The 24,326-nt window shown below is 64.9% G+C and carries 20 protein-coding genes; 7 read left to right on the top strand and 13 right to left on the bottom strand.

The window, feature by feature from the left end:
- Nucleotides 1–48 precede the first annotated feature (48 nt).
- From H6X51_RS06375 to H6X51_RS06365, 3 genes are all read left to right on the top strand, one after another.
- Nucleotides 49–2,448: a penicillin-binding protein 1A gene (locus H6X51_RS06375; RefSeq protein WP_185266689.1), complete on the top strand. Its 2,400-nt coding sequence runs from the start codon at nucleotides 49–51 to the stop codon at nucleotides 2,446–2,448.
- A 478-nt stretch (nucleotides 2,449–2,926) separates the two neighbouring features.
- Nucleotides 2,927–4,618: an AMP-binding protein gene (locus H6X51_RS06370; RefSeq protein WP_185266688.1), complete on the top strand. Its 1,692-nt coding sequence runs from the start codon at nucleotides 2,927–2,929 to the stop codon at nucleotides 4,616–4,618.
- Nucleotides 4,618–7,902, top strand: a complete 3,285-nt coding sequence (locus H6X51_RS06365) for a carboxyl transferase domain-containing protein (RefSeq protein WP_185266687.1) — start codon at nucleotides 4,618–4,620, stop codon at nucleotides 7,900–7,902. Before H6X51_RS06370 ends, H6X51_RS06365 begins: the two co-directional genes overlap by 1 nt.
- Nucleotides 7,903–8,243: 341 nt before the next feature.
- Here H6X51_RS06365 and cydC read toward each other — a convergent pair whose 3' ends face one another.
- From cydC to H6X51_RS06335, 6 genes are all read right to left on the bottom strand, one after another.
- A complete protein-coding gene (cydC, locus tag H6X51_RS06360; protein ID WP_185266686.1) occupies nucleotides 8,244–9,896 on the bottom strand; it encodes a thiol reductant ABC exporter subunit CydC in 1,653 nt (550 codons plus the stop codon).
- Nucleotides 9,889–11,502 carry a thiol reductant ABC exporter subunit CydD gene (cydD, locus tag H6X51_RS06355; protein WP_221627252.1) on the bottom strand — a complete coding sequence of 538 codons (1,614 nt, stop codon included), beginning with the start codon at nucleotides 11,500–11,502 and terminating at the stop codon, nucleotides 9,889–9,891. The genes cydC and cydD overlap by 8 nt, the downstream gene beginning before the upstream one ends.
- A gap of 52 nt (nucleotides 11,503–11,554) precedes the next feature.
- Nucleotides 11,555–12,556 carry a cytochrome d ubiquinol oxidase subunit II gene (gene cydB / locus H6X51_RS06350; protein WP_105645917.1) on the bottom strand — a complete coding sequence of 334 codons (1,002 nt, stop codon included), beginning with the start codon at nucleotides 12,554–12,556 and terminating at the stop codon, nucleotides 11,555–11,557.
- A gap of 1 nt (nucleotide 12,557) precedes the next feature.
- A complete protein-coding gene (locus H6X51_RS06345; protein WP_185266685.1) occupies nucleotides 12,558–13,955 on the bottom strand; it encodes a cytochrome ubiquinol oxidase subunit I in 1,398 nt (465 codons plus the stop codon).
- A gap of 176 nt (nucleotides 13,956–14,131) precedes the next feature.
- A complete protein-coding gene (locus tag H6X51_RS06340) occupies nucleotides 14,132–14,854 on the bottom strand; it encodes an LrgB family protein (protein WP_185266684.1) in 723 nt (240 codons plus the stop codon).
- Nucleotides 14,851–15,210, bottom strand: coding sequence for a CidA/LrgA family protein (locus tag H6X51_RS06335; RefSeq protein WP_185266683.1), 360 nt, complete (start codon nucleotides 15,208–15,210; stop codon nucleotides 14,851–14,853). The genes H6X51_RS06340 and H6X51_RS06335 overlap by 4 nt, the downstream gene beginning before the upstream one ends.
- Before the next feature lie 187 nt (nucleotides 15,211–15,397).
- Here H6X51_RS06335 and H6X51_RS06330 point away from each other — a divergent pair, with 187 nt between their 5' ends.
- Nucleotides 15,398–15,790 carry a globin gene (locus tag H6X51_RS06330; protein ID WP_185266682.1) on the top strand — a complete coding sequence of 131 codons (393 nt, stop codon included), beginning with the start codon at nucleotides 15,398–15,400 and terminating at the stop codon, nucleotides 15,788–15,790.
- Between the two features lie 73 nt (nucleotides 15,791–15,863).
- Nucleotides 15,864–16,637 (top strand): outer membrane protein OmpK, encoded by a 774-nt coding sequence (locus H6X51_RS06325; protein WP_185266681.1) that lies wholly within the window; start codon nucleotides 15,864–15,866, stop codon nucleotides 16,635–16,637.
- A 37-nt stretch (nucleotides 16,638–16,674) separates the two neighbouring features.
- Here H6X51_RS06325 and H6X51_RS06320 read toward each other — a convergent pair whose 3' ends face one another.
- On the bottom strand, nucleotides 16,675–16,851 hold the full coding sequence (locus tag H6X51_RS06320; RefSeq protein WP_185266801.1) for a hypothetical protein: 177 nt from the start codon (nucleotides 16,849–16,851) through the stop codon (nucleotides 16,675–16,677).
- 109 nt (nucleotides 16,852–16,960) lie between these two features.
- Nucleotides 16,961–18,376 (bottom strand): YdgA family protein, encoded by a 1,416-nt coding sequence (locus H6X51_RS06315; protein WP_185266680.1) that lies wholly within the window; start codon nucleotides 18,374–18,376, stop codon nucleotides 16,961–16,963.
- A 155-nt stretch (nucleotides 18,377–18,531) separates the two neighbouring features.
- Here H6X51_RS06315 and H6X51_RS06310 point away from each other — a divergent pair, with 155 nt between their 5' ends.
- Nucleotides 18,532–19,422, top strand: a complete 891-nt coding sequence (locus H6X51_RS06310) for a carboxylate/amino acid/amine transporter (RefSeq protein WP_185266679.1) — start codon at nucleotides 18,532–18,534, stop codon at nucleotides 19,420–19,422.
- Here H6X51_RS06310 and H6X51_RS20470 read toward each other — a convergent pair.
- Entirely contained in the window at nucleotides 19,394–19,480 is an 87-nt protein-coding gene (locus H6X51_RS20470; RefSeq protein WP_105645923.1) for a small membrane protein YohP, read from the bottom strand. The two genes, H6X51_RS06310 and H6X51_RS20470, sit on opposite strands and share 29 nt — an antisense overlap.
- A gap of 180 nt (nucleotides 19,481–19,660) precedes the next feature.
- On the opposite strand from H6X51_RS20470, the gene H6X51_RS06305 reads away from it, so the two are divergent.
- On the top strand, nucleotides 19,661–20,515 hold the full coding sequence (locus tag H6X51_RS06305) for an acyl-CoA thioesterase family protein (protein ID WP_185266678.1): 855 nt from the start codon (nucleotides 19,661–19,663) through the stop codon (nucleotides 20,513–20,515).
- A 38-nt stretch (nucleotides 20,516–20,553) separates the two neighbouring features.
- Here the strand turns inward: H6X51_RS06305 and benD are convergent, their stop codons facing one another.
- The 4 genes from benD to H6X51_RS06285 are packed head-to-tail and all read right to left on the bottom strand — an operon-like array spanning nucleotide 20,554 to nucleotide 24,236.
- Complete coding sequence (gene benD / locus H6X51_RS06300) at nucleotides 20,554–21,333, bottom strand: benzoate diol dehydrogenase BenD (RefSeq protein WP_185266677.1); 780 nt, start codon at nucleotides 21,331–21,333, stop codon at nucleotides 20,554–20,556.
- On the bottom strand, nucleotides 21,330–22,352 hold the full coding sequence (gene benC / locus H6X51_RS06295; RefSeq protein WP_185266676.1) for a benzoate 1,2-dioxygenase electron transfer component BenC: 1,023 nt from the start codon (nucleotides 22,350–22,352) through the stop codon (nucleotides 21,330–21,332). Before benC ends, benD begins: the two co-directional genes overlap by 4 nt.
- A gap of 19 nt (nucleotides 22,353–22,371) precedes the next feature.
- Nucleotides 22,372–22,863: a benzoate 1,2-dioxygenase small subunit gene (gene benB, locus H6X51_RS06290; protein ID WP_185266675.1), complete on the bottom strand. Its 492-nt coding sequence runs from the start codon at nucleotides 22,861–22,863 to the stop codon at nucleotides 22,372–22,374.
- The gene (locus H6X51_RS06285) at nucleotides 22,860–24,236 is read right to left on the bottom strand and encodes a Rieske 2Fe-2S domain-containing protein (protein ID WP_185266674.1); all 1,377 of its coding nucleotides are present in this window, start codon (nucleotides 24,234–24,236) and stop codon (nucleotides 22,860–22,862) included. The genes benB and H6X51_RS06285 overlap by 4 nt, the downstream gene beginning before the upstream one ends.
- Nucleotides 24,237–24,326 lie beyond the last annotated feature (90 nt).

Genomic DNA, 24,326 nt, shown 5'->3' with positions numbered 1-24,326 from the left:
CCATCTCCCATCAACTGCTTTATTCAACCGGGAAATGATCAATCCCTCATGCGTTTTCTAATCGTTCTGTTCTGGTTGCTGGTCGCCGCAGCAAGTGGTCCGCTGCTCATCCTCAGTGGCGTAGCCCTGTATCTCAGCCCGGCGCTACCCGATGTAGATACACTGCGTGATGTCAAATTGCAAACTCCTTTGCGCGTTTACAGCAAAGATCACAAGCTGATCGCCGAGTTCGGCGAAATGCGGCGCCTGCCGATCGCTTTCGAACAGATCCCGCAGGGCTTCATCGATGCCATTCTCGCGGCTGAGGATGACAACTTCCTGCATCATCACGGCGTGGACCCCAAGAGCCTGTTGCGCGCCACCAGCGAGCTGCTCAGTACCGGGCAGATCCAGACCGGCGGCAGCACCATCACCATGCAGGTGGCAAAAAACTACTTCCTGACCAGCGACCGGGTGTTCTCGCGCAAGCTCAACGAAATCCTGCTGGCGCTGCAGATCGAGCGCAACCTCAGCAAGCGGGAAATCTTCGAGCTGTATGTCAACAAGATCTACCTCGGCAACCGCGCCTATGGCATCGAGGCCGCGGCGCACGTGTACTATGGCAAGCCGATCGCCGAACTGCCGCTGGCCGAGCTGGCGATGATCGCCGGCCTGCCCAAGGCCCCGTCCGCCTATAACCCGGTCGCCAACCCCGAGCGTGCGCGCATCCGCCGGGACTGGATCCTGCAGCGCATGCTGTACCTGGGCAGCATCGACCAGGCCGCCTACGACGAGGCCGTCGCCAGTCCGGTGACCGCCCGCAACCATGGCGCCAACCCCGAACTGGAAGCACCCTACGTGGCCGAGATGGCGCGCCTGGAAATGCTCGAGCGCTTCGGCACCGCCGCCTATACCGACGGGTACCACGTGTACACCACGGTGGACAGTCGCCTGCAGGCACTGGCTAACCAGGCTCTGCGCGACGGCCTGATGGCATACGACCAGCGCCACGGCTACCGCGGCCCCGAGGCGCGGCATGCCGATGCCGACCCCGCGCGGCTGGCCGAACTGCTTGGCAGCTACCGCAGCATGGGCGGACTGCGCCCGGCGATTGTCAGCCAGGTGGACGCCGACGGCGTCAGCATCCTGCTACGCAATGGTGACAGCGGCAGCATTGCCTGGGAGGCCATGCGCTGGGCACGTCCCTACCTGAGCGCCAACAGCATGGGCCCGAACCCGCGCAGGCCGGCGGACGTACTGCAGCGTGGCGACATCATCCGCGTCCAGCCGCTGGAGCAGCCGGGCACCTATAAACTGTCGCAGTTGCCCCAGGCGCAGAGCGCGCTGGTCAGCCTGTCGCCCCAGGATGGCAGCATCCAGGCGCTGACCGGCGGCTTCTCCTTCGTCCAGAGCAACTACAACCGCGTCACCCAGGCCCGTCGCCAGCCCGGCTCGGCATTCAAGCCGTTCCTCTACAGCGCCGCACTGGATCACGGCTATACCCCGGCCAGCCTGACCAACGACGCCCCGCTGGTGTTCAATGATGGCCATCAGAGCGAGGACTGGCGTCCACGCAACTCCGGTGGCGACTTCCTCGGCCCGATTCGCCTGCGCGAAGCGCTGTACCGTTCGCGCAACCTGGTCTCGATTCGCCTGATGATGGATATCGGTGTGGATGAGGCCCTGACCTACATCGAGCGGTTCGGTTTCAGTCGCAGTGACCTGCCACGCCACCTGTCCGCCTCGCTGGGTACCCCGGAGCTGACACCACTGCAGATGGCCACCGCCTATGCGGTCATTGCCAATGGCGGGCATGCGGTCAAGCCCTGGCTGATCGAGCGTATCGAAAACAGCGAACACCAGGTGATCGACTTCAACCGCCCGGCAGTCACCCCCGAGGCCCTGGCCGACCAGCAGCAGCGTATCGACGCCTACGCCGGCCTGAAGCCCGGCCAGCCCACGCCTCAGGTCGAAACCGCCGAACAGATCATAGATCCGCGCACCACCTATCAATTGAACAGCATGCTGCAGGATGTCATCACCCGCGGCACCGCATCGCGCGCCCGCGAACTCGGGCGCAAGGACCTGGCCGGCAAGACCGGCACCACCAACGACCAGAAGGATGGCTGGTTCGCCGGCTACAATGGCGATTACGTCACCACCGTGTGGGTCGGCTTCGACCAGCCGGCGCCACTGGGACGGCGTGAGTATGGCAGCACCACGGCGCTGCCGATCTGGACCCAATTCATGGCCGCCGCGCTGGAAGGCCACCCCGATCACAGCCAGCCGCAGCCCGAAGGACTGGTAACCACCCGCATCGATCCCCAGACCGGACGCAGCGCCCGACCAGGTACACCCGGCGCCTTCCTGGAAATATTCAAGGAAGAAGATATGCCGCCGCCCTACAGCGAGTTGGAGTCCGGTGGCTACAGCAGCGATGATGCGTTGACACCGCTGGAGTTGTTCTAGCGGCTATCGCGTTTTTTGGCTGTTGTCAGAGTCTGCAAGGAGCAGGTTGGCCGGCAGGGCCGTGCCGACACGCCGTAAATACGTCCCTGTAGGCTCGCTGCCGCCATCCCTGGCGGCAGACGGTCGGCCCAACCCTGCCGGCCAACCTGCTCCGGGGCGCTCCATACTGCTGATGGTTTTAAACCCTCAGCATCACCAATGCTTGCACCTTTGCGCCGGGAGCGGTCAACCTGCGACCGTTTGATGCCAGGGATGGCATCAACGAGCCCCCAGGGATGGGTTCACGGCGTGTCGCAGGTTGACCGCTCCCGGTGCAAAGGTAACTTCGACCCCGAAGCGAACAACACGCGCCTCCAAAGTAACCGCCCCCATAAGCACCGGTACTGCCCAGCCATTCGCCGCGGCAAGCTTGCTGCTTTTCCTGGCGAACCGCTCTACCCTGACCCTGCTACCGACAATAACAATGCAGGTGCCAATCATGTACGAGCGTGACTATCTCGAGCAGCTCCGCGAGTTACAGCGTCAGGCCTGGCCTACCGGCCATGCCAGCGAACCGCAGTATCCGCTGGGCCAGCGCCCACTGACCAGTTATCTGCAGCACTGGGCGCAGGTATCACCGGACAAACCGGCAGTGCGCTATTACGGCCACGACCTGAGCTACGCCGAGCTGGATGAGCTGAGTGACCGCTGCGCCGCGCTGCTGCTGGACCAGGGCGTGCAAACCGGCGACCGGGTCGCGGTGTTCATGCCCAATTGTCCGCAACTGCATATCGTCTTCTATGGCATTCTCAAGGCCGGCGCTGTACATGCCCCGGTCAGCCCGATGGCCATGCCCATGGAGCTGGCCTATCAGCTCAACGACTGCGGCGCCAGCGTCATGGTCTGCTTCGACCAACTGCTGCCGGTGGTACGCGAGATCGCCGGCCAGAGCCAACTGCGGGTGCTGATCAGCACCAGCCTGTCCGAACTCTGCCCTGCCGAGCCACCGTTCGCCGTGCCGGACCTGCTGCGGGCACCCAAATTGCCGGTCAGCGACAGCATCGACCTGCTGCCGGCCCTGGCGGTGACCGAGCCCCGGGCAACTCTGCCGGAACCGGCACTGGATGCCATCGCCGCGCTCAACTACACCGGCGGTACCACCGGCCTGCCCAAGGGCTGCATCCACACCCACGGCGACATGCTCTATACCTGCGCCAGTTTCGTACCGGCCGCCCTGGGGCTGGACAGCAACCGCATCAGCCTGAACTTCATGCCCGAATTCTGGATCGCCGGGGAGAATGCCGGGCTGCTGTTCCCGGTGTTCAGCGGCACCACCCTGGTACTGCTGGCCCGCTGGGATGCCCTGGCGTTCATGGGTGCGGTGCAGCATTACCGGGTCCAGCACTGCGGCCTGCTGGTCGACAGCGCCGCCGAGATCCTCGATCACCCGCAACGCGATAGCTTCGACCTCAGCTCGCTGGAGGTCACCAGTTGCGTGTCCTTCATCAAGAAGCTGACCCCGGAATACCGCCGCCGCTGGCGCGAGCTGACCGGTTGCACGCTGTTCGAGACCAGCTTCGGCATGACCGAGACCCACACCTGCGACACCTTCACCGCCGGGCTGCAGGAGGATGATTTCGACCTCAAGTCGGCACCCACCTTCGTCGGCCTGCCGGTGCCCGGCACCGAGTTCAAGGTCTGCGATTTCGATACCGGCGAGCTGCTGCCGCTGGGCAGCGAGGGCGAGCTGTGCGTGCGCTCGCCATCCCTGCTCAAGGGCTACTGGAACAAACCCGAGGCCAGTGCCGAGGCCCTGCGCGATGGCTGGCTGCACACCGGCGACAGCGGCGTGATTACCGAGCAGGGCTTCATCCGCTACCTCGGGCGGCGCAAGGAAATGCTCAAGGTCAATGGCATGAGCGTGTTCCCTGCGGAGCTGGAAGCCATGCTCGGCCAGCATCCTGACCTCCTCGCATCGGCGGTGATCGGTCGACCGGACGAGCGGCGCGGTGAGCAGCCGGTGGCCTTCGTCATCGCCAAGCCCGGCAGCGAGCTGACGGCCGACAGCCTGACCGACTGGTGCCGCCAGTCCATGGCCGTATACAAGGTGCCGGAGGTACGGCTGGTCGAGTCACTGCCGATGACCGCCACCGGCAAGGTGAAGAAGAACGAACTCAAGGAATGGATCTGATGCCCTTCAAACGACTGCTGATCGCCAACCGCGGCGAAATCGCCATCCGCCTGGCCCGGGCCGCCGCAGAGCTGGATATCCCCAGCCTGGCGGTGTATTCCGAGGATGACGCCGAGTCACTGCACCGGCGCAAGGCCGATGCCGCGGTCGCCCTGCGCGGGCGTGGCGCGCCAGCCTATCTGGATGCGGCGCAACTGATCGGCATTGCCCGGGAGCACGGCTGCGACGCCATCCACCCGGGTTACGGGTTCCTCAGCGAGAACGCCGAGTTCGCCCGCCAATGCGCCGCCGAGGGCATCACCTTCATCGGCCCGGATGCCAGGGTACTGGCATTGTTCGGCGACAAGGCCAGCGCCCGGCGACTGGCCATGCAGCACCATGTACCGCTGGTGCAGGGCACCAATCAGCCGACCAGCCTGCAGCAGGCCCGCGAGTTCATGGCCGGGCTGCCTGCAGGCACGCCGGTCATGCTCAAGGCGCTGGCCGGCGGCGGTGGGCGTGGCATGCGCGTGGTGCAGGGGCCGGAGGAACTGGAACAGGCCTTCGCCCGCTGCAGCTCCGAGGCCCAGGCCGCGTTCGGCAATGGCGACCTGTATATCGAACGATTGATCCGCCGCGCCCGGCATATCGAGGTACAGGTCATCGGCGACGGAGACAACGTCAGCCACCTGTGGGAGCGCGACTGCACCCTGCAGCGCAGGCATCAGAAATTGCTCGAAGTGGCGCCCGCCCCCGGTCTCGATCCGCAATTGCGCGAGCGCCTGCTGGCGGCAGCACTGACCCTGACCGGCGCGGTCGGCTATCGCGGCCTGTGCACTGTGGAGTTTCTGCTCGACGCCGACAGCGGCGAATTCGTGTTCATGGAAGCCAACCCGCGCATCCAGGTCGAACACACCGTCACCGAGGCGGTCATCGGGCTGGACCTTGCGCAATTGCAGATTCGCCTGGCCGCCGGCGCCAGCCTCGATGAATTGGGGCTGGAGCAGGCTCGTATTCCGGCGCCCAGGGGCTTTGCGGTACAACTGCGCATCAACCTGGAGGCCATGCAGGCCGACGGCAGCGCCCGCCCCAGCGGCGGCACCCTGAACGCCTATGAGGCCCCCGGCGGACACGGCGTGCGGGTCGATGGCTACGGCTACAGCGGCTATACCACCAACCCGGCCTTCGACTCGCTGCTGGCCAAGCTGATCGTGCACGCCGATGCCGATTACCCGGCGGTGCTGCGCCGCGCCTACCGGGCGCTGTGCGAGTTCCGCCTGGAGGGCGTGACCAGCAACCTGCATTTCCTGCAGAACCTGCTGCAGCACCCGGATGTGCAGGCCAATGCCGTCACCACCGGCTTCATCGAAACCCATGCCGCTGACCTGGCCGGTGCCAGCGGCCAGGCGCATCCGCACCTGTATGCCCAGGGCAGCGCTACTGCGCAGCAGCACACCCAGGCCCAGCAGTTGGCACCCGCCGGCAGCCAGCCGCTGAATACCCCAGTGCAGGGAGTGCTGGTCAGCCTCGACGTACAACCCGGTGACAATGTGGTCGCCGGCCAGCAGGTCGCGGTGCTGGAAGCCATGAAGATGGAATTCGTGGTCAAGGCCGACTGCAGCGGCGTTATCCGCACCCTGGCCGCCAGCCCCGGTGACAACCTGTTCGAAGGCAGCCCGCTGCTGTTCATCGAGCCGACCGGTGAGTCTGGCACCGAGCAGCTCAGTGAAGAGCAGATCGACCTGGAGCATATCCGCGCCGACCTGCGCGAGGTACTCGATCGCCAGGCCCAGTTGACCGATGCGCAGCGCCCGGACGCCGTCGCCCGGCGCCGCAAGACCGGCCAGCGTACCGCCCGCGAAAACCTGGCCGAGCTGCTGGATGAGGGCAGCTTCATGGAATATGGCGGCTTCGCCCTGGCTGCCCAGCGCACCCGCCGCAGCCATGAGGAACTGCTGAAAATGAGCCCGGCGGACGGGCTGATTGCCGGCATCGGCACGGTCAACGCCGGTCTGTTCGGCGCCGAAGCCGCACGCTGCATGGCCATGAGCTACGACTACACGGTATTCGCCGGCACCCAGGGCGTGATGAACCACAAGAAGACCGACCGCATGCTGGAGCTGGCCGAGCAATGGCGCCTGCCGCTGGTGTTCTTCACCGAAGGCGGTGGCGGCCGTCCCGGTGATGTGGACAAGGTCGGCGTCGCCGGACTGGACTGCACCACCTTCATGCGCATGGCCCGACTCAGCGGCCAGGTACCCCTGGTCGGCGTGGTCTCGGGACGCTGCTTTGCCGGCAACGCCGCACTGCTCGGCTGCTGCGATGTGATCATCGCTACCCGCAATGCCAGCATCGGCATGGCCGGCCCGGCGATGATCGAGGGTGGCGGGCTGGGTCGCTATACCCCGGAAGAAGTCGGGCCGACCAGCATGCAGGGGCCCAACGGGGTAATCGACGTACTGGTGGAGGATGAGGCTGAAGCCACCCGCGTGGCCAAGCAGTACCTGTCCTACTTCCAGGGCGACCTGCCCGGCGGCGATTGTGCCGACCAGCGCCTGCTGCGCCACCTGATCCCGGAGAATCGCCTGCGGGTGTATGACATCCGCGAGGTCATCGACACCCTGGCCGACACCGGCTCGGTACTGGAGCTGCGGCGCCAGTTCGCCCCCGGCCTGATCACCGCACTGGTACGCATCGGCGGCAAACCCTTCGGCCTGATCGCCAACAACCCCATGCACCTGGGCGGCGCCATCGACGCCGTGGCCGGCGACAAGGCCGCGCGCTTCATGCAGCTGTGCCAGGCCCACGGCCTGCCGATGGTGTCACTGTGCGATACCCCCGGCTTCATGGTCGGCCCCGAGTCCGAGCAACAGGCCACGGTGCGCCATGTGTCACGCATGTTCGTCACCGCCGCCAGCCTGAGCATCCCGTTCTTCACCGTGGTGCTGCGCAAGGGCTACGGCCTCGGCGCCCAGGCCATGGCCGCCGGCAGCTTCCACGCACCTATGTTCACCATCGGCTGGCCGAGCAGCGAGTTCGGCGCCATGGGGCTGGAAGGGGCGGTGCGCCTGGGCTTTGCCAAGGAACTGGCGGCGCTGGACGACCCGCAGGAGCAGCAGGCGCTGTTCGACAAGCTGGTGGGCGAGCTGTATGCGCGGGGCAAGGGCCTGAGCATGGCCAGCTTCCTGGAGATCGACGCGGTGATCGACCCGTTGGAAACCCGTGACTGGTTGCTGCGCGGGCTGAGCTCGGCGCCGCCGGAGTCACTGCAGCGGGGGATGCGGCCGTTTGTTGATACCTGGTGATCTGCAACGCCGGGATCCCCCCTCTCCCCCGGCCCCTCTCCCGCAAGGGGCGAGGGGTGACTCGCGCCTGGGACATCATGTTTATCCTGTAAACATCTGCAAATGCAAAGTGTGCTCTCCTTGGTTTTTTATAGAAAGCCAGGGAGCATTCCGGCTGAGATTATTTGCGGTAACGATAGCCGATGGAAATGATAATAAGGCCTTCTGTGGTGCAAGCTGACAGTAGAAGGTTTGTTCATCACTGATACGTGCCGGTTAAACACAATATCCCAGGCGCGAGTCACCCCTCGCCCCTTGCGGGAGAGGGGCCGGGGGAGAGGGGGAAAGCGGCCTCCCGCCGTTCACTGCAACTGCCTCCAATACACCACCCGGTCAGCCGCCGGCAGCAATAACGGGGCATGGCCCAGCAGCAACACCGTGCGCCCCCGCAGATAGGGCTCGATGCCCTGCCTTACCCGCTCCCGGGTCGCCTGGTCCAGCCCGCTGAAGGGCTCGTCGAGAATCACCAGCGGTGCTCCCTTCAGCAGCACCCGGGCCAGCGCCAGCCGTCGGCCTTCGCCACCCGACAGTTGCCGCCCCGACTCACCGACCCAGTGATCCAGCCCCCGGGGCAGCGACTCGACCAGATCCGCCAGGCCGACCGCTTCCAGTACCTGCCACAGTTCGGCATCGCTGGCATCGGCCTTGCCCAGCAGCAGGTTGGCGGCGACGCTGTCATGCAGCAGCGCGGCCTGCTGGGTCAGGTAGGCGATGCGCGCATGCCAATCGGCCAGTGCCAGTTCGGTCAGCGTCACGCCGGCGACCCGCACCTCACCGGCATCGGGGTCGAGCTGGCGTGCCAGCAGCGCCGCCAGGGTCGACTTGCCGCAGCCGGAACGGCCGATCAGCGCCAGCCGGGTACCGGCCTCCAATTGCAGATCCAGCCCGGCGATGCCGGCATGCCGCACCGATACCTGCTGCCAATGGATATCCAGCCGGTCCGGTACGTCACGGGGCCGGGCAGGCTCGGCCAGGCGGCTGCCCAGGGCAACCTGCTCGTTCAAGCGCCGCGCCGCCGCCAGGGTGGCGCCGAAGCGGGCGAAGGCCGCCGGCAGCACCGTCAGCCCCTCACCCAGGGCCAGCAATGCCAGTGCCAGCATCACCGCCACCGGCCCGCTCAGCAGACCCGCCTGCTGCCACTGCAGCGCCATCCACAGCGCCGCCAGCACACTCGCCATCAGCAACAAGCCGGTCAGCGCTTGGGCCAGCGCCACCCGCCGCTGCAGGGTCAGTTGTTCATCGAGCATCTGCTCGCTGCTCGCCAGCAGCCGCTGCTGGTGCCCGCCCAGGGTGCCGGCGGCGCGCAGCTCCGCCAGCCCCTGCAATTGCTCGATACTGCGCAGGCGCAGTTCATCCAGCTGGCCGACCTGACCGGCACTGAGCCGTTGGCACCAGCGCCCCATGCCCCAGGTCAGCCCTGCGAGCAGCACCAGCAGGGCGGCAGCCAGCGCCGCAGCCAACGGCAGATGGAAGATGCCGACCAGCGCACAGACCACCAGCACCCCGGCCAGTGCCACGACCGGGGGTGCCAACAGGCGCAGGTAGAGGCTGTCGAGGGTATCGATATCGGCGGTGAGCCGGTTGAGCCATTGGGCGGCGCGCAGCCGGCCCAGGGTCGCCGCGTCCAGCCGTGCCAGCCCGGCGAAGTGGCGGCTGCGCAGTGTCGCCAGCAGCCGCAGCACGGTGTCATGGTTGACCACCCGCTCGGCATAGCGCGAGAGTGTGCGGCTCAGAGCGAAGAAGCGGATACCACCGCCCGGCACGTAGACATCGAACATCACCCGCTGGCCAGCCGCCCACGCCAGCGCGGTCAGGCCGGTGGCGGTGATGAACCAGCCGGACAGGCCGAGCAGACCCACCGCGCTGAGCAGGGTGAAGGCCATGAGCAGGGCGCCCAGCAACAGGCGCCGGCGCTGCTCATCGAGCAGCTTCAGCCAGGGCAGCAGCTCACGCATCGACCAGCCTGCCGTTGTGCAGTGCCACCCGACGCCCGGCCAGCGCCATCAGCGCCGGCTGGTGGGTGGCCATGATCAGCGTACGACCGCTGGCCGCCAGCCGGGCCAGCGCGGCCACCACCTCGGCCTCGCTGTCGGGGTCGAGGCTGGCGGTCGGCTCGTCCAGCAGCACCAGGGGCGCCTCCGACAGCCACACCCGCGCCAGCGCCAGGCGCTGCGCCTGACCACCGGACAGGCCGCGGCCGCCCTCGCCCAGCGGCGTGTCCAGCCCCTGCGACTGCTGTGCCAGCAGCTCACCCAGGCCCACCTGCTGCAGCGCCGCCCGCATCGCAGTGGCATCCGCCTGGGGCGCGGTAAGCCGCAGGTTATCGGCCCAGCTGCCCTGGATCAGAAATGGCCGCTGGCCCAGCCAGGCCACCGGCAGCGCGCCGGGCGGCTGGCCGAACAGGCTGATCTGGCCGGCATCGACGTCGATAAAACCGGCCAGGCAATGCAGCAGCGACGACTTGCCCGACCCGGACGCTCCGATCAGCGCCAGCACCTCACCCCGGCGCACCTGCAACTGCACCTCGTGCAATACCCGGCCACGACCGGGATAGCCAAGGCTGACGCCGTGCAGGCTGACCACCTCGGCCGCGCCACTGGGCGGGGTCGCCACCGGGCCGGCCGCTGGCACCAGCTCGCCACACCGCGACAGCACCGCCGCCGCCCCCAGCGCCGCCGCCCGGTCGTGGTAATGTTGGGCCAGACTGCGCAGCGGCTGGAAGAACTCCGGTGCCAGCAGCAGGATGAACAGCCCGCTGAACAGCGTCAGCTCGGCGGAGGGACCGTAACTGATATAACCCAGCAGGCCGAAGCCGATATACATGGCGACCACCGCGATCGCCACCGAGGCGAAGAACTCCAGCACCGCAGAGGACAAGAAGGCAATGCGCAGGGTACGCATGTTGACCACCCGATAACGCTCGGCCGCCTGGGCCACCGAGTCGATCGCAGCCGGCACCTGGCCGAACAGCTGCAGGGTGGTCAGGTGGCGCACCCGGTCGAGGAAATGCCCGGCCAGCCGCCCCGCCTCCAGTACGTGCTGCTGGCTGATCCTTTCCGCACGCATGCCGATCAGGGCCATGAACAAGGGGATCAGCGGCGCTGAGATCAACAGGAACAGCGCCGCCAGCCAGTCCAGCCAGAATACCGCCAACAGAAACAGTACCGGCACCAGTAGCGCCAGCCATTGCTGCGGCAGGTAACGGGCAAAGTAGCCATCCAGCGCTTCAACCTGCTCCACCCACTGGTTCGCCAGGCTGGCGCTGGAATGGCCGGCCAGCCGTACCGGTCCCTGCCGCTCCCAGTAACCCAGCAACTGCCGGCGCACCCGCTGGCGCACCCGGCTGCCGGCGAGCTGGGCCAGGCTGTCGCGGGCGTACTGGGCCACGGCCCGCACCCCGGCAGCCGCCAGCAGGGCCAGCAGCAGCGGCAGCAGCTCAGCCATCGGGCGCGCCAGCACCAGGGCGCTGTGAATCAACCAGGCCAGCAGCCCCATCTGCACCAGCAGGGCCAGCCCTTCCACCACCCCGGCCGCTACCGCCGCGTACAACCAGGGCTGCACCTGGCGCTGCTGCTGCGCCAGCCAGGCGCGACTGCGCTGGTTACGCTCGCGCTCAGTGATAGCCTTCCCCCACCCTGACCTTGCCGCGGAATACCCAGTAGGTCCAGGCGGTGTAGGCCAGGATCACCGGAATGACGAACAGCATGCCGATCAGCAGGAACAGTTGCGAACCAGGGGCCGAGGCGGCGTCCCACAGGGTGTGGTTGGGCGGCACCACGTACGGCCACTTGGTCACCAGCAGCCCCAGGTAGGTAAAGGCGAACATGCCCATGGTGGCGATGAAGGGGCGCGCCGCCATCCGCCGGCGCAAGCCGCGCAACACCTGCCAGGCGCAGAACAGCGCAAGCACTGGCAGGATCCAGATCAGCCGGATCACCGAGAACCAGCGCTCGAAGGCCGATGGATCGACCCAGGGCGTCCAGACGCTGACGATACCGAATACCACCAGCACCACGGCCAGCAACCAGGGTGCCAGCCGATAGGCCCAATCCTGGATATGGCCTTCGGTCTTGAGAATCAGCCAGGTACTGCCCAACAGTGCATAGCCGGCCAGCAAACCGACACCGGTGAGCATCGAGAAGGGGGTTATCCAGTCGAAAGGACCGCCGACATAGACCCGGCCAACCGTATTGAAACCTTCAATATAGGCCCCCACCACCGCGCCCTGGGCGAAGGCCGCCACCATCGAACCGCCGGCAAAGGACCAGTTCCACAGATAGCGCGAGGTGTTGGCCTTGAAACGAAACTCGAAGGCCACGCCGCGGAAGATCAGCCCCGCCAGCAGCAGGAACACGCCGATGTACAACGCCGGCATCAATACCGAATAGACCAGCGGGAAGGCCGCCAGCAGGCCGGCACCGCCGAGGATCAGCCAGGTCTCGTTGCCATCCCAGACCGGCGCTACCGAGTTCATCATCACGTCCCGCGCGTCCTCGTCCGGCGCGAACGGAAACAGGATGCCCACACCCAGGTCGAAGCCGTCCATCAGCACGTACATCATGATGCCGAAGGCGATGATGCCCGCCCAGATGATACTCAGGTCGATGCCGTGCATATCAGTGCCCTCCCTCTTCGATACTGACGTGGCTGGCCGACAGCGGACGCTTGGGCCGCTCGACGTCGTGGGTTTCCTCATGGTCGATGCTTTCGATACCGGCACGCAGCACCAGCATCAGGTAGTACAGCCCGGCGCTGAAGATCACCGCGTACACTGTGATGTAGCCCAGCAGGGTGAACAGCACCATGGGGCCGGTCAACGAAGGTGTCAGCCCCTCGATATGACTCATCTGGCCATACACCAGCCAGGGGAAACGCCCAACCTCGGTGACGATCCAACCGCACAGCACGGCGGCGAAGGGTGCGAAGGTCATCAGCCGCATGGCGTTGAGAAACAGTGGCTGGCGCCAATAGCGCCCGCCCGCGCGCAGAAACAGGCCGGCCAGGGCACAGCCGATCATCAGCAGGCCGATACCGACCATGATGCGGAACGACCAGAACACTATCCATACCGGTGGCCGCTCCTCAGCCGCCACCTCCTTGAGCCCGGGAACCTCGCCGTTCAGGTCGTGGGTCAGGATCAGGCTGCCGAGTTTGGGAATGCCAATCTCGAAACGGTTGGTCTCGGCCTGCTGGTCGGGAATGGCGAACAGCAACAACGGCATGCCGCGCATGGTCTCCCAGTTGCCCTCGATGGCCGCGACCTTGATCGGCTGGTGCTCCAGGGTGTTGAGGCCGTGGTAGTCACCGACCACCGCCTGGGTCGGCGCGGCGAACAGGATCAGCCACAGGCACATGGACAATGCCTGGCGGTTGGCCTCCACCTCGCGCCCGACCAGCAGATACCAGGCACTGACCCCGGCGACCACGAAGGAGCCGGTCAGGAAAGAAGCCAGCAGCATGTGTGCAAAACGGTACGGGAAGGACGGATTGAAGATCGCCTGGCCCCAACTGGTGACGCCGAATACGCCATCCGCCAGCTCGGTGCCCATGGGCGTGTGCATCCAGCTGTTGGCCGCCAGGATCCAGAACGCGGAAATGAAGGTACCCAGCGCCACCATGCAGGCGGCGAACAGATGCATGCCCTGCGGCACTTTATCCCGACCGAACAGCAGCACACCCAGGAAGGCCGCTTCAAGGAAGAAGGCCGTCACCACCTCGTAGCTGAGCATCGGCCCGATGAAATTCGCCGCCGCATAGGAAAAATTGCTCCAGTTGGTACCGAACTGAAAGGACATGACGATGCCGGACACCACGCCCATGGCGAAGGCCACGCCGAATACCTGGATCCAGAAGCGCGACAGGCGCGTCCAGGCTGGGTTGCCGGTCTTGAAGGCAAGCATTTCCAGAAAGGCGATAAAGGTCGCCAGACCAATGGTGAACACCGGGAAGATGGCATGGAAGCACACTACAAAAGCGAATTGCAGACGGGATAGCAACAGCGGATCGAGTTCCATCTGTGCAGCTCCTTGACTGGTGGAAGTGAAGCCGGCAGGGCTGGATCGTTCCACAGGTATAGCAGAGATGCAATGCGGCTGCCGGACGCAGCCAGGCCTCAGACCCTAAGGCGCGTACACTTGTGACCGGGGCCAGGCGGGGGTGTTCCCGGTATCTGTACCGGGAACCCGGGCGTCTACAGCAGCAGCCAGAGAGTAACGCACAGTGGCAGCAGCAGCGCCGTGCCAATGCCCATCAGGCTCATGGCCAGGGCGGCGAAGGCACCGGCCTCGTCATTCTCCTCCAGTGCCCGCGAGGTGCCCACGGCATGTGCCGCCAGCCCCAGCGCCATGCCGCGCGCGGCCGGCAGGGTCACCCCGGAAACATTCAGCAGCCACGGCCCCATCAGCGCGCCCAGCACCGCGGTGTACATGACGAAGGCCGCCGCCATGGCCGCCACCCCGCCCATCTGCTCGGCCACCATCATGGCGATCGGCGTGGTCAGGGACTTGGGCGCCAGGGTCATCAGCATGGCGAAGTCGGCACCCAGCAGCCAGGCCAGCAGTATGGTCACCGCGGTAACGAACACCCCGGCCACCAGCAGGGTGATCAGCACCGGCCAGAAGAACTGCCGGATGCGCCGCAGGTTATGGTACAGCGGTATAGCCAACGCCACCGTGGCCGGCGCCAGCAGCAGGGTCAGCGGCAGGACCGCGTCGCGATAGGCTTCATACTCCAGACCCAGCAGCCACAGCGCGCCGATCAGCAGCACGATCGAGACGATCAGCGGGTGCAGCAGGGCCATGCGGGTGCGCTCGTAGAGCCCCAGTCCCAGTTGATAGACACCCAGGGTCAGGCCCAGCAGGAACAGCGGATGGCTCAGTACCGCATTCCAGGCCAGCAGCAGCGAAGCGTTCATGCATCCTCCTTGCGCGCCTGGCGGGCCACCAGATACTGCATCAGATGCCCGGCCAGCGGCACCACCAGGATGAATGACAAGGTCAGGCTGACCAGGATCGCCGCCGCATCCGCGGCCACCTCGTTGCCATACATCATCACCCCGGCCGCCGGTGGCGTCAGCAGCAGCGGCAGAAAGCGCAGCAGTCCGCTCGACGCCGTCTCCAGCGAGGCACTGACCCGGCCACGCAGGCGCAGGAACACCACCAGCAACAGCATGCCGATGATGGGGCTGGGCAAAAAGGGTAGAAACAGTACATTCAATGCCGTGCCGATCAACTGAAACAGGATCAGCCAGGTCAATCCGCGTAACAACATCCGATCATTCCCAATCGAAACGACGGTAGCCGACAGGGCCACCGTACGATGCCAGCGGCCGGAGTTTGCTGTATCCTGCCGCCGCTCAGCCGAAACAATACCATTGATGCCGTATTCAACGGCAGCCTGTTCCACACAAAGCACGCCCCGCGCCGGCAAGGATGCAGGGGTCAAGGTGACCCGCGACATGACTGATGAGGATCTGGTCTTCCAGAGCTATGGCCGCTGCTGCAAGAGCACAGCGTTCTTCGACGATTTCTATGCCCGCTTCCTGGCCAGTTCCGCCGAAGTGCGCGACAAGTTCAGCAATACCGACATGAGCGCACAGAAGCATCTGCTGCGCGCCGGCATCCTCAATCTGGTGCTGTATGCCCGCGGCCTGCCGCCGACCAAGCTCAAGGCGCTCGGCGAGTCGCACTCGCGCCAGCGGCTGGATATCCAGCCGCACCTGTACGACTACTGGCTCAAGGCGTTGCTGGATACCATTGGTGCGCACGACGACGAACTGGATGTCCGTACCCTGGCCGCCTGGGGCAAGGTGCTCAGGCAGGGTATCGAGGTGATCAGGGCGGCGTATTGAATACGGTTTTCTTTTTTGGCAAACCCTTTAATATTGCGCCCTCTCTCCACCCCAGCAGCCGGACCCACCCCCAATGCGCACACTGATCAAAGGCGCCGCCGTCACCAGCCTGGCGATTGCCAGCGGCCTGGCCGCCGCCTCTCCCCTGCAATGGCAGGACAACAGCCTGACCTACCTCTACGGCAACGACTTCGAGGTCGATCCCAAGACCCAGCAGGCGGTGACCTTCGAACACGTGAGCGGCTGGAGCGTCGGCGACCTGTTCCTGTTCGTTGACAGCATCCATTACAACGGCGCCACCGATGCCAACGGCAATAACAGTACCTGGTATGGCGAGATCGCACCGCGGCTGTCGCTCGGCAAACTGACTGGCCGGGAATGGCATCTCGGCCCGATCCGCGACCTGCTGCTGGCCGGTACCTATGAGTTCGGGCGGGGCGATATCAAGAACTACCTGCTCGGCCCGGGCGTGGACCTGGCCGTGCCGGGTTTCGACTACCTGCAACTGAATACCTATTACCGCCACTCCGATACCCCGGAAGGGGTACGTGGCGCCTGGCAGATCACCCCGGTATGGGCCATCACCCTGCCGCTGGGCCGCTCGGATGTATTGATCGACGGCTATATCGACTGGATCGTGGACAATGACGGCCCGGGCAAGCACGCCAACCTGCACTTCAACCCACAGATCAAGTACGACCTGGGCAAGGCACTGGGCTGGAGAGCCAGGCAGTTGTATACCGGCATCGAATACAGCTACTGGAAGGACAAGTACGGTATCGAGAATACCGCCGCCTTCGACACCAACCAGAGCGTTACCAACCTGCTGGTCAAGGTGCACTTCTGAAATACTTGCCGCTGGCGGGCAGCCGCCAGCGGTCCTGCTACAGCGAGACCGCCTCGATGATGCGCGCCGCGATGGTGATCAAGAGTATCGCGGCACCGCCCAGCATCAGCGCCACCCCCCAGCCCTTGTCACGAAAACTGAAGCCCGTACCCAGTATCAGAAAGCCAAGCACCAGCAGGCCCAGCATCACGTGCACTTCATCAATGGCAGTCATCTATCCCCTTCTCTGGCTATCGCTCCGCGACTGCCTGTCGCGGATTGTTGAGGCCCATGTTACTTGCCCGGCATGACAGTGCCAAGGCGCACAACAGTCCTGCGGCGCTCTATTGCGCCTGTTGCAACCCGACCAGCAAGCCGACGAAGTCCTCCACCGGGATGCGCTGCCCATTGAGTTCGATCATGCCATCAGCATAGTGCAGGCTGGAAAGAATGTTGTCGCCCTCCACCCTGCCCAGTTGCATCATCTCGGCCATGCCACCGGCCATTTCCACCATCAGCGCCGCCTCCTGCTCCAGCGCCGCCGCATCGCTCTGTGGCTGGAACAGCGCCTGGTACCTGAACACATCCATCATCATCGGCTTGGATAGCACCAGGTTGGCTTCCAGGCTGCCGATCAGTTGCCGCGCCAGCAGCTCGGCTGGCTGCTCCAATGAGCCGGGGTTCCCCAGCTCCATGTCGAGACTGAAGCGACTTTCGCCATTGGCGGTCCTGATCGCGAAGTTGTTCAGCGCCAGCCGTGGCTGGCGCTGGAGCAACTGCAGCAGCGCTCCCTTGAACTGCTCACCCAGGGCCTCCGGGTCATCCGCCTCGCTGCCCAGCGCCAGGCTGTTGTACAGACCGGTAAGCAGCGCCGTGGCCTCTGGATCGAGCCGGCTCAGGCTCCAGCTCATGTTCATCGAGCCCAGCGGCTTGCCGTCGTAACTGAGCGAACCCACCTGGTAATTCAGTTCGGCGGTGATGCCGTCGGCGTCCAGGCGGGTATGGTCGGTCTGCAGCACATCGCTCATCACCAGCGCCGGCTGCCCATCCAGCTGTACCGCCAGTTGATCCAGCTCCACCCGGCCGCTGCCCAGGTACAGGCCGGAGGCGTCCTGGCGGCGGTCCAGCGTGAACTCGATGCCGACCAGGCCGATACGCCCGGGCGCTTCCAGCTCCAGCGAGTCGACTCGCCCGCTGACGACGAAGCGCTCGCCGGCGGTATCGGTACGATACAGCGCGGATAGCCCGGAAAACGCTCCCTCGACCTCAGCCCCGGCCCAGCTCAGCGGCGCCACCCGCAGCTCGCCGCTGATGCCCTGGCCATAACCGATGCTGCTGACCAGGGTAACCGGAGGCTGCCCGCCACTGGCCGCGAACAATTCGCTCAGCTCCGCGGTCGGCTCCAGCTGCGCGTGGCTGACCGCCATCACCGGCAGCCACTTGAACGAGCGCAGGCGCGACAGCGGCATGGGGCCATGCTCGATGCGATCATTGATGAACAGGTCGATGGCCGGCTGGTCATCCCGGGCAGCCCTCAACAGCAGGCGATAGCGCGCCTGGCTGGAGAACAGGCCGCGCTGGAACGCCACCAACTCCAGCGCCACATCGGTGCCGGGAAGCTGGTTGGCCAACTGCTGGTTGCCCTGCTCGATGGATTGCTGCAATACCCCTTCCAGCCGGGTGCCGGTATACCAGGCCCCGGCCGTGCCAGCGCCGATGAGTACCACCAATGCACTGATCGCTATCCCTGCTTTACTCATGCTTGCTTCCTTCTGAATAGTCGGCGGTTGATTGCCGCAACGTGGCGGCGCTCAAATCTGCCATAGCTGCCGGCAAATTGCATCCAGCCGATGAAGCCGATTATCATCGCCCGCCGTCCCTGCCATTCGCAGCAGCCGCTTCACCAAGGACTCCCATGTTTTATCTGATTGCCGTCACCCTGCTGTGGGCCGTTTCCTTCAGTCTTATCGGGGAATATCTGGCCGGCCAGGTGGACAGCTACTTCGCCGTACTGACCCGCATCCTGCTGGCCTGCGTGCTGTTCCTGCCACTGTTGCGCCCACGCCGCTTGCCCCGGGGCATGGCGCCCGGCCTGCTGGCGGTCGGTGCCCTGCAATTCGGGCTGACCTACACCTGCCTGTACCTGTCCTTCGAGCTGCTGACGGTGCCCGAGGTGCTGCTGTTCACCATCTTCACGCCGCTGTACGTGGCGCTGGTGGACAACGCCCTGCGCCGCCGCTTCAGCGCCGGACCGGTGGTGGCCACGCTGGTCGCCGTACTCGGCGCGGCGATCATTCGCTATGACGGCATCAGCGATGCCTATGTGAAGGGCTTTCTGCTGCTGCAACTGGCCAACCTGGCGTTCGCCCTGGGCCAGGTCGGTTACGCCCACCTGGTACGCCGCTGCGGGGCCGATGTGCGCCAGCAGTGGGCCGGTTTCGGCTTCTTCTTCATCGGTGCCCTGCTGCTGGTGGTGCCGGCCTGGTTGCTGCTCGGCGATCACAGCCGGCTGCCGCAGACCCCGCTGCACTGGGGCGTGCTGGCCTGGCTGGGGCTGGTCGCCTCCGGGCTGGGATTCTTCTTCTGGAACCGTGGCGCCACCCAGGTGGATGCCGGCACCCTGGGCATCATGAACAACGCGTTGATTCCCGCCGGGCTGGTGGTCAACCTGCTGATCTGGAACCAGCAGGCCGACCTGACCCGCCTGCTGCTCGGCGGTGCGGTGATCGGCCTGTCGCTGTGGCTGAATCTGCGCTGGGACAGCTGGCGGGAGCGGATCAGAAAATCAGCATCAGCAGGCCGATGATGACCACCAGGCCGACCATGAAGATGATACCTACGGTGCTGGCTAGGAATTTGAGCATGATGAACCTCTCGATTGCGGGTATGTAAGGCGTTCGACCCTGACGGCAGCCGGACAGTTCAGCCTTTTGCGCTTGCCTCTGTTGGCAATGCACCTGCATTTATGCGGTTGATTGCATTTGCTTCTGTGCGCTGAAAACCGGATGCTCGGGGGAAACAGACACTCCCGGATTCGCCGAGCCATGACCGACAGCAAAAACCACAATGCCACCCTGAGCTTCACCTTTACGCCGCGCTACACCGACCTGGATACCTGGCGTCACGTCAACAACTCACGCCTCTACCAGCTGCATCAGGAAGCCCGCATACGCGCGCATATCCAGCGCTTCGGCAAGGATGCCTGGTTCTCTGACGATGTACGCCTGCGCCCGCTGCGCAGCCTGACCCAGTACCGTCAGGTCACCTGGTACGACAGCGATATCGAAGCACAGATCAGTGTGACCGATTGCACCGATGACAGCTTCCAGATGCACAGCGAGCTGTACCAGAACGGTGTGCTGGTCGGCATCCAGGAGTGCGAGATGGCCGCCTTCGAGCATGGCCACCGAGTGCTGTTGCCATCAGCCATCCAGCGCGAGCTGAGCGCGGTGACCACTGGCAATGCCATAGCGCTACCGGCAGCCGAGTACCGCGAGCAGCTGGCCCACGCGCACAATTTTCCGGTACGCCAGCAGTTGACCCCGCGCTACGCCGACCTGGACGCCGACAGCCAGCGCAGCGAAGCCGCGCTGGCGCGGTATATGGAACAGGCGCGCTCGGGTGCCATACGGCAGCTGGATTTCGCTGGGCTTGGTGTGCTGGTGGCTGCGGTGGATATCAGCTTCGCGCATTTCCATGCGGGCTGGACGCCGGTGGAACTGGCCGCCGGCATCAGCCGTATCGGCAACAGCTCCTTCCTGTTCACTGGCTGCGCGCTGCACAAGGATGAGGTACAGGCTGCCGCCAGCAGCGTGATGGTGGTGATCGATCCGGCCACCAACCGGCCGGTGCACATACCGCCGGCGCTGCGCGAACAGCTGGAGGCTTGGCGGATCTGAACGGAGTGTAGCGCGGGCGCGCTACACTCCAGGGCCAGTCAGCCCTGGTCGCCGCCGGCGACCGGCAGTATGGTGCCGGTGATATAACTGGCCGCATCCGAGGCCAGGAACAGGATGGGTTCTGCCTGCTCATCCAGCGTGCCGTAGCGGTGCATGAAGCTGCTGGCGTTGGTCTGCTCGATCAGCGTCTGGTACCACTGTTGTTCGCGCTCGCCCTGCGCTTCGGTATTGCGCGGCGTCAGCCGTGGCGGCGCCTCGGTGCCGCCGGGGGCGGTGGCGTTGACGCGGATGCCATGCTCGGCGTACTCGAAGGCCAGGTTCACCGTCAGCCCGTTGACCCCGGCCTTGGCCGCGCCGTAGGGCACCCGCATCAGGCCGCGGGTGGCTACCGATGAGACGTTGACGATGGCGCCACCGCGCTGCTCCAGCATGTACGGCAGTACCGCACGGCAGCACCACAGGGTCGGGAACAGCGAGCGCTGGATTTCCTTCTGGATCTGTTCAGGCTGGTAATGCTCGTAGGGTTGCGCCCAGATGGTGCCCCCGACATTGTTGATCAGCACATCGATGCGACCGTATTCCTGGTGGGCGCGAGCCATGACGCTCTCGGCACCTTCCCAGGTCTCCAGGTCGGCCTGCACCGCCAGCGCGGCGACGCCCTGCTCACGCAGCTCGGCCGCCACGCCCTGGACATAGTCAGCGATATCCACCAGCAGCAGCCGTGCGCCCTCGGCGCCGGCCAGTTCGGCAACCCGCTTGCCGATGCCCTGGGCGGCGCCGGTGATCACCAGCACCTTGTCAGTGAAGCGGGCGCTCATGCGGCCTCCTCGGCAGCCACGCTGGGCGTGAAGCGCTCGTAGTGGAAGGACGCCGGCTCGATGCTCTGCTCGCGGAAGTACCCCAGCACCGCATCGACCATGGGCGGCGGACCACACAGGTAGACATCCACATCACCGTCATTGATCGGCGCGTCTTCCATATGGTTGGTCACATAGCCGGTGCGCGGATGGCCGCTGTCCGGGTTGGCGATCACCGTCTTGAAGGTGAAGTTGTCCACGGTCGCCGCGAAGGCTTCCAGCTCCTTCACCGAGACCAGGTCTTCGTTGTTGGTCACCCCGTAGATCAGGTGCACCGGCTGGCTGCTGCCGCTGGCCTTGAGGTGCTCGAGCATCGACAGGAAGGGTGCCAGACCGGTACCGCCGGCCAGCATCAGCACCGGACGACCCACCGGGCGCAGGTAGAAGATACCCATGGGGCCGTTCAGGGTGACCTTGTCACCGGTCTTGGCCTGGCCGACCAGCCAGGAGCTCATCAGGCCACCGGGTACGTTGCGGATCAGGAAGCTCAACTCGCGGCTGCCCGGCCGCGAGCTGAAGGAGTAGGCGCGGCTTTCGCTGCTGCCCGGCACCTGGATATTCACATACTGCCCCGGCAGGAAGGCAATATCCTCATCCGCGGTGACCTTCAGCTCGATGGCCGTGGCCGACACCAGGTTCACTTCGGCAACCGTACCCGTGGTCTGCAGGTTGCCGGTCTTGCACAACGTGGAAGCCGCCGGGATATTCACTACGCAATCGCTGGACGGCACCATCTGGCAGGTCAGTACCATGCCCTGCCCGGCTTCGTCGTCGGTCAGTGCATCCTCGATGTACTCGTCACCCAGGTCGTAGTCGCCCTGCTGGCAGCTGCCCTTGCAGGTGCCGCAGACGCCATCGGAGCAATCCATCGGCAGGTTGATCTGGTTGCGATAGGCCGCATCCAGAACCGTTTCGCCTTCGTTGCAGTTGATGAAGCGGGTCACGCCGTCTTCAAAGTTGAGTGCGATGTTGTAACTCATGTCGGTGGCTCCCGATCAATCACAGGTGGTAGATATCAATCACCTGATTGATGTAGTCGTTGTTCAGAATGACCTTCTTCTCGGTGATCAGCGGCTGCTCGCCGGTGATATCCAGGGTGCAGAAGGCGGTGCCGAAGAACATCTGCGTGCTGTGGTAGCGATGGCTGTTGGTCTGCCAGTTGAAGCGCAGCTTAACCTGCCCCTCACTACGCTCCAGGATCTCCAGATTGGTGCGCAGGTGCGTGGTGCGCGGCTCCGGCATCGAGCTGGCCCCGGAACGCTCGGTCTTGATCCGGTAGATGCGATCCTCCAGGCCGCAACGGCTGGGGTAGTAGATCAGCGACAGCTCGGTCTGCGGGTCTTCGGTGAGGGTGTCCTCGTCATCCCAGCAGGGCATCCAGTACACCACCTCTTTGTGATAGCAGGTCAGCCACTCGTCCCACTGGCGATCGTCGAGCAGGCGTGCTTCGCGGTGGATGAAGGCCTGGATCTGTTCAAAATTCATGCTCATGCCGAGGTCTCCTGTGCGCTGAGGGCGACGAAGCGGGCCCGCTCGGTTTCCACCGCGCGCAGCATTTCCTCGACCCAGTGTTGATGGTGGGTTACATACAGCCCCTCGTCCTCAGGCTTGGCGCCACTGAGGATGGGCTTCATGTCGATGCGCTGGGCACCCTCGTCGGCCCCTTCGATCCAGTGTGCGGCACCACGGCTCATGTCGTTCCACTTCAGTCCTTCGGCGGTGTAGCCCTGCTGGCAGGCGCGGAACTCTTCCAGGTCGTCCGGAGTACCCATGCCGCTGACGTTGAAGAAGTCCTCGTACTGGCGAATGCGCTTGGCGCGCTCGTCTGCCGGCTCGTTCTTCGGTGCCCAGCAGTAGATGGTGATCTCGGTCTTGTTCACCGAGATCGGGCGCAGCACGCGGATCTGCGTGGAGAACTGATCCATCAGGTAGACGTTGGGGTACAGGCACAGGTTCTTGGTGGTGTTGACGATGGCATCGGCACGGGCTTCCCCGAAACGCGCCTGCAACTGCTCAAGATGCTTGTACACCGGGCGCACCTGCGGGTTGGTCAGGCGGGTCCAGAGCATCATGTGGCCGTTGTCGAAGGAGTAGAAACCGCCATCGCTGGACCAGCTCTTGGCGTCCACTGCCTCGGTGCCGCCGTTTTCGTAGTTGCGCTGGCCCATGGTCGACAGGTAGTTCCAGTGCACGGTGCCAACGTGGTAGCCGTCAGCGCCGTTCTCGGCGGTCAGCTTCCAGTTGCCCTCGTAGGTATAGGTAGAGGTGCCGCGCAGCACTTCCAGTCCGTCCTCGGCCTGATCGACGATGTTGTCGATGACCTTGGTGGTCTCGCCCAGGTACTGTTCGAGCGGCATGACATCGGCATTCAGGCTACCGAACAGGAAACCACGGTAGTTCTCGAAGCGCGGCAGGCGCTTGAGGTCATGCGAACCATCGGTATTGAAGCTGTCCGGGTAGCCACCCTTCTTCTGATCGCGGGCCTTGAGCAGCTTGCCATCGTTCTTGAAGGTCCAACCGTGGAACGGGCAGGTGAAGGAGGCCTTGTTGCCACGCTTCTTGCGGCACAGGGTGGCGCCACGATGCGAGCAGGTATTGAGCAGCGCCTGCAGTTCCCCTTCCTTGGTGCGGGTGATGACCACCGGCTGGCGACCCAGGGTCAGGGTGAAGTAGTCACCGGGGTTCTGCACCTGGCTTTCATGGGCCAGGAACACCCAGTTGCCTTCGAAGATGTGCTTCATCTCCAGGTCGAACAGCTGCTGGTCGGTAAAGATACTGCGGTCGCACCGGTACTGCCCGGTAACCGGGTCGGCTTCCACCGCACCGCGGATTTTCTTCTCAAGTTGGTCGAGTTGGCGAGTCATGTTCGTCACTCCATCTTGTTGTGGTGATGCATTACCGGGCGCACAGGGCCCCCTAAGCAGCCCGTTTTCAGGCTGCCGGCTCACTACAAC

It is taken from the genome of Halopseudomonas xiamenensis, from assembly GCF_014219065.1.
GTDB lineage: Bacteria > Pseudomonadota > Gammaproteobacteria > Pseudomonadales > Pseudomonadaceae > Halopseudomonas > Halopseudomonas xiamenensis.
This window is presented reverse-complemented; position numbering and strand designations above follow the sequence as displayed.

Excerpts from the sequence above, each read along its gene's own strand:
- H6X51_RS06375 (WP_185266689.1), top strand. The coding sequence starts at position 49 with ATGCGTTTTCTAATCGTTCTGTTCTGGTTGCTGGTCGCCGCAGCAAGT.
- H6X51_RS06370 (WP_185266688.1), top strand. The coding sequence starts at position 2,927 with ATGTACGAGCGTGACTATCTCGAGCAGCTCCGCGAGTTACAGCGTCAG.
- H6X51_RS06365 (WP_185266687.1), top strand. The coding sequence starts at position 4,618 with ATGCCCTTCAAACGACTGCTGATCGCCAACCGCGGCGAAATCGCCATC.
- cydC (WP_185266686.1), bottom strand. The coding sequence starts at position 9,896 with ATGCGTGAGCTGCTGCCCTGGCTGAAGCTGCTCGATGAGCAGCGCCGG.
- cydB (WP_105645917.1), bottom strand. The coding sequence starts at position 12,556 with ATGCACGGCATCGACCTGAGTATCATCTGGGCGGGCATCATCGCCTTC.
- H6X51_RS06345 (WP_185266685.1), bottom strand. The coding sequence starts at position 13,955 with ATGGAACTCGATCCGCTGTTGCTATCCCGTCTGCAATTCGCTTTTGTA.
- H6X51_RS06340 (WP_185266684.1), bottom strand. The coding sequence starts at position 14,854 with ATGAACGCTTCGCTGCTGCTGGCCTGGAATGCGGTACTGAGCCATCCG.
- H6X51_RS06335 (WP_185266683.1), bottom strand. The coding sequence starts at position 15,210 with ATGTTGTTACGCGGATTGACCTGGCTGATCCTGTTTCAGTTGATCGGC.
- H6X51_RS06330 (WP_185266682.1), top strand. The coding sequence starts at position 15,398 with ATGACTGATGAGGATCTGGTCTTCCAGAGCTATGGCCGCTGCTGCAAG.
- H6X51_RS06325 (WP_185266681.1), top strand. The coding sequence starts at position 15,864 with ATGCGCACACTGATCAAAGGCGCCGCCGTCACCAGCCTGGCGATTGCC.
- H6X51_RS06320 (WP_185266801.1), bottom strand. The coding sequence starts at position 16,851 with ATGACTGCCATTGATGAAGTGCACGTGATGCTGGGCCTGCTGGTGCTT.
- H6X51_RS06315 (WP_185266680.1), bottom strand. The coding sequence starts at position 18,376 with ATGAGTAAAGCAGGGATAGCGATCAGTGCATTGGTGGTACTCATCGGC.
- H6X51_RS06310 (WP_185266679.1), top strand. The coding sequence starts at position 18,532 with ATGTTTTATCTGATTGCCGTCACCCTGCTGTGGGCCGTTTCCTTCAGT.
- H6X51_RS20470 (WP_105645923.1), bottom strand. The coding sequence starts at position 19,480 with ATGCTCAAATTCCTAGCCAGCACCGTAGGTATCATCTTCATGGTCGGC.
- H6X51_RS06305 (WP_185266678.1), top strand. The coding sequence starts at position 19,661 with ATGACCGACAGCAAAAACCACAATGCCACCCTGAGCTTCACCTTTACG.
- benD (WP_185266677.1), bottom strand. The coding sequence starts at position 21,333 with ATGAGCGCCCGCTTCACTGACAAGGTGCTGGTGATCACCGGCGCCGCC.
- benC (WP_185266676.1), bottom strand. The coding sequence starts at position 22,352 with ATGAGTTACAACATCGCACTCAACTTTGAAGACGGCGTGACCCGCTTC.
- benB (WP_185266675.1), bottom strand. The coding sequence starts at position 22,863 with ATGAGCATGAATTTTGAACAGATCCAGGCCTTCATCCACCGCGAAGCA.
- H6X51_RS06285 (WP_185266674.1), bottom strand. The coding sequence starts at position 24,236 with ATGACTCGCCAACTCGACCAACTTGAGAAGAAAATCCGCGGTGCGGTG.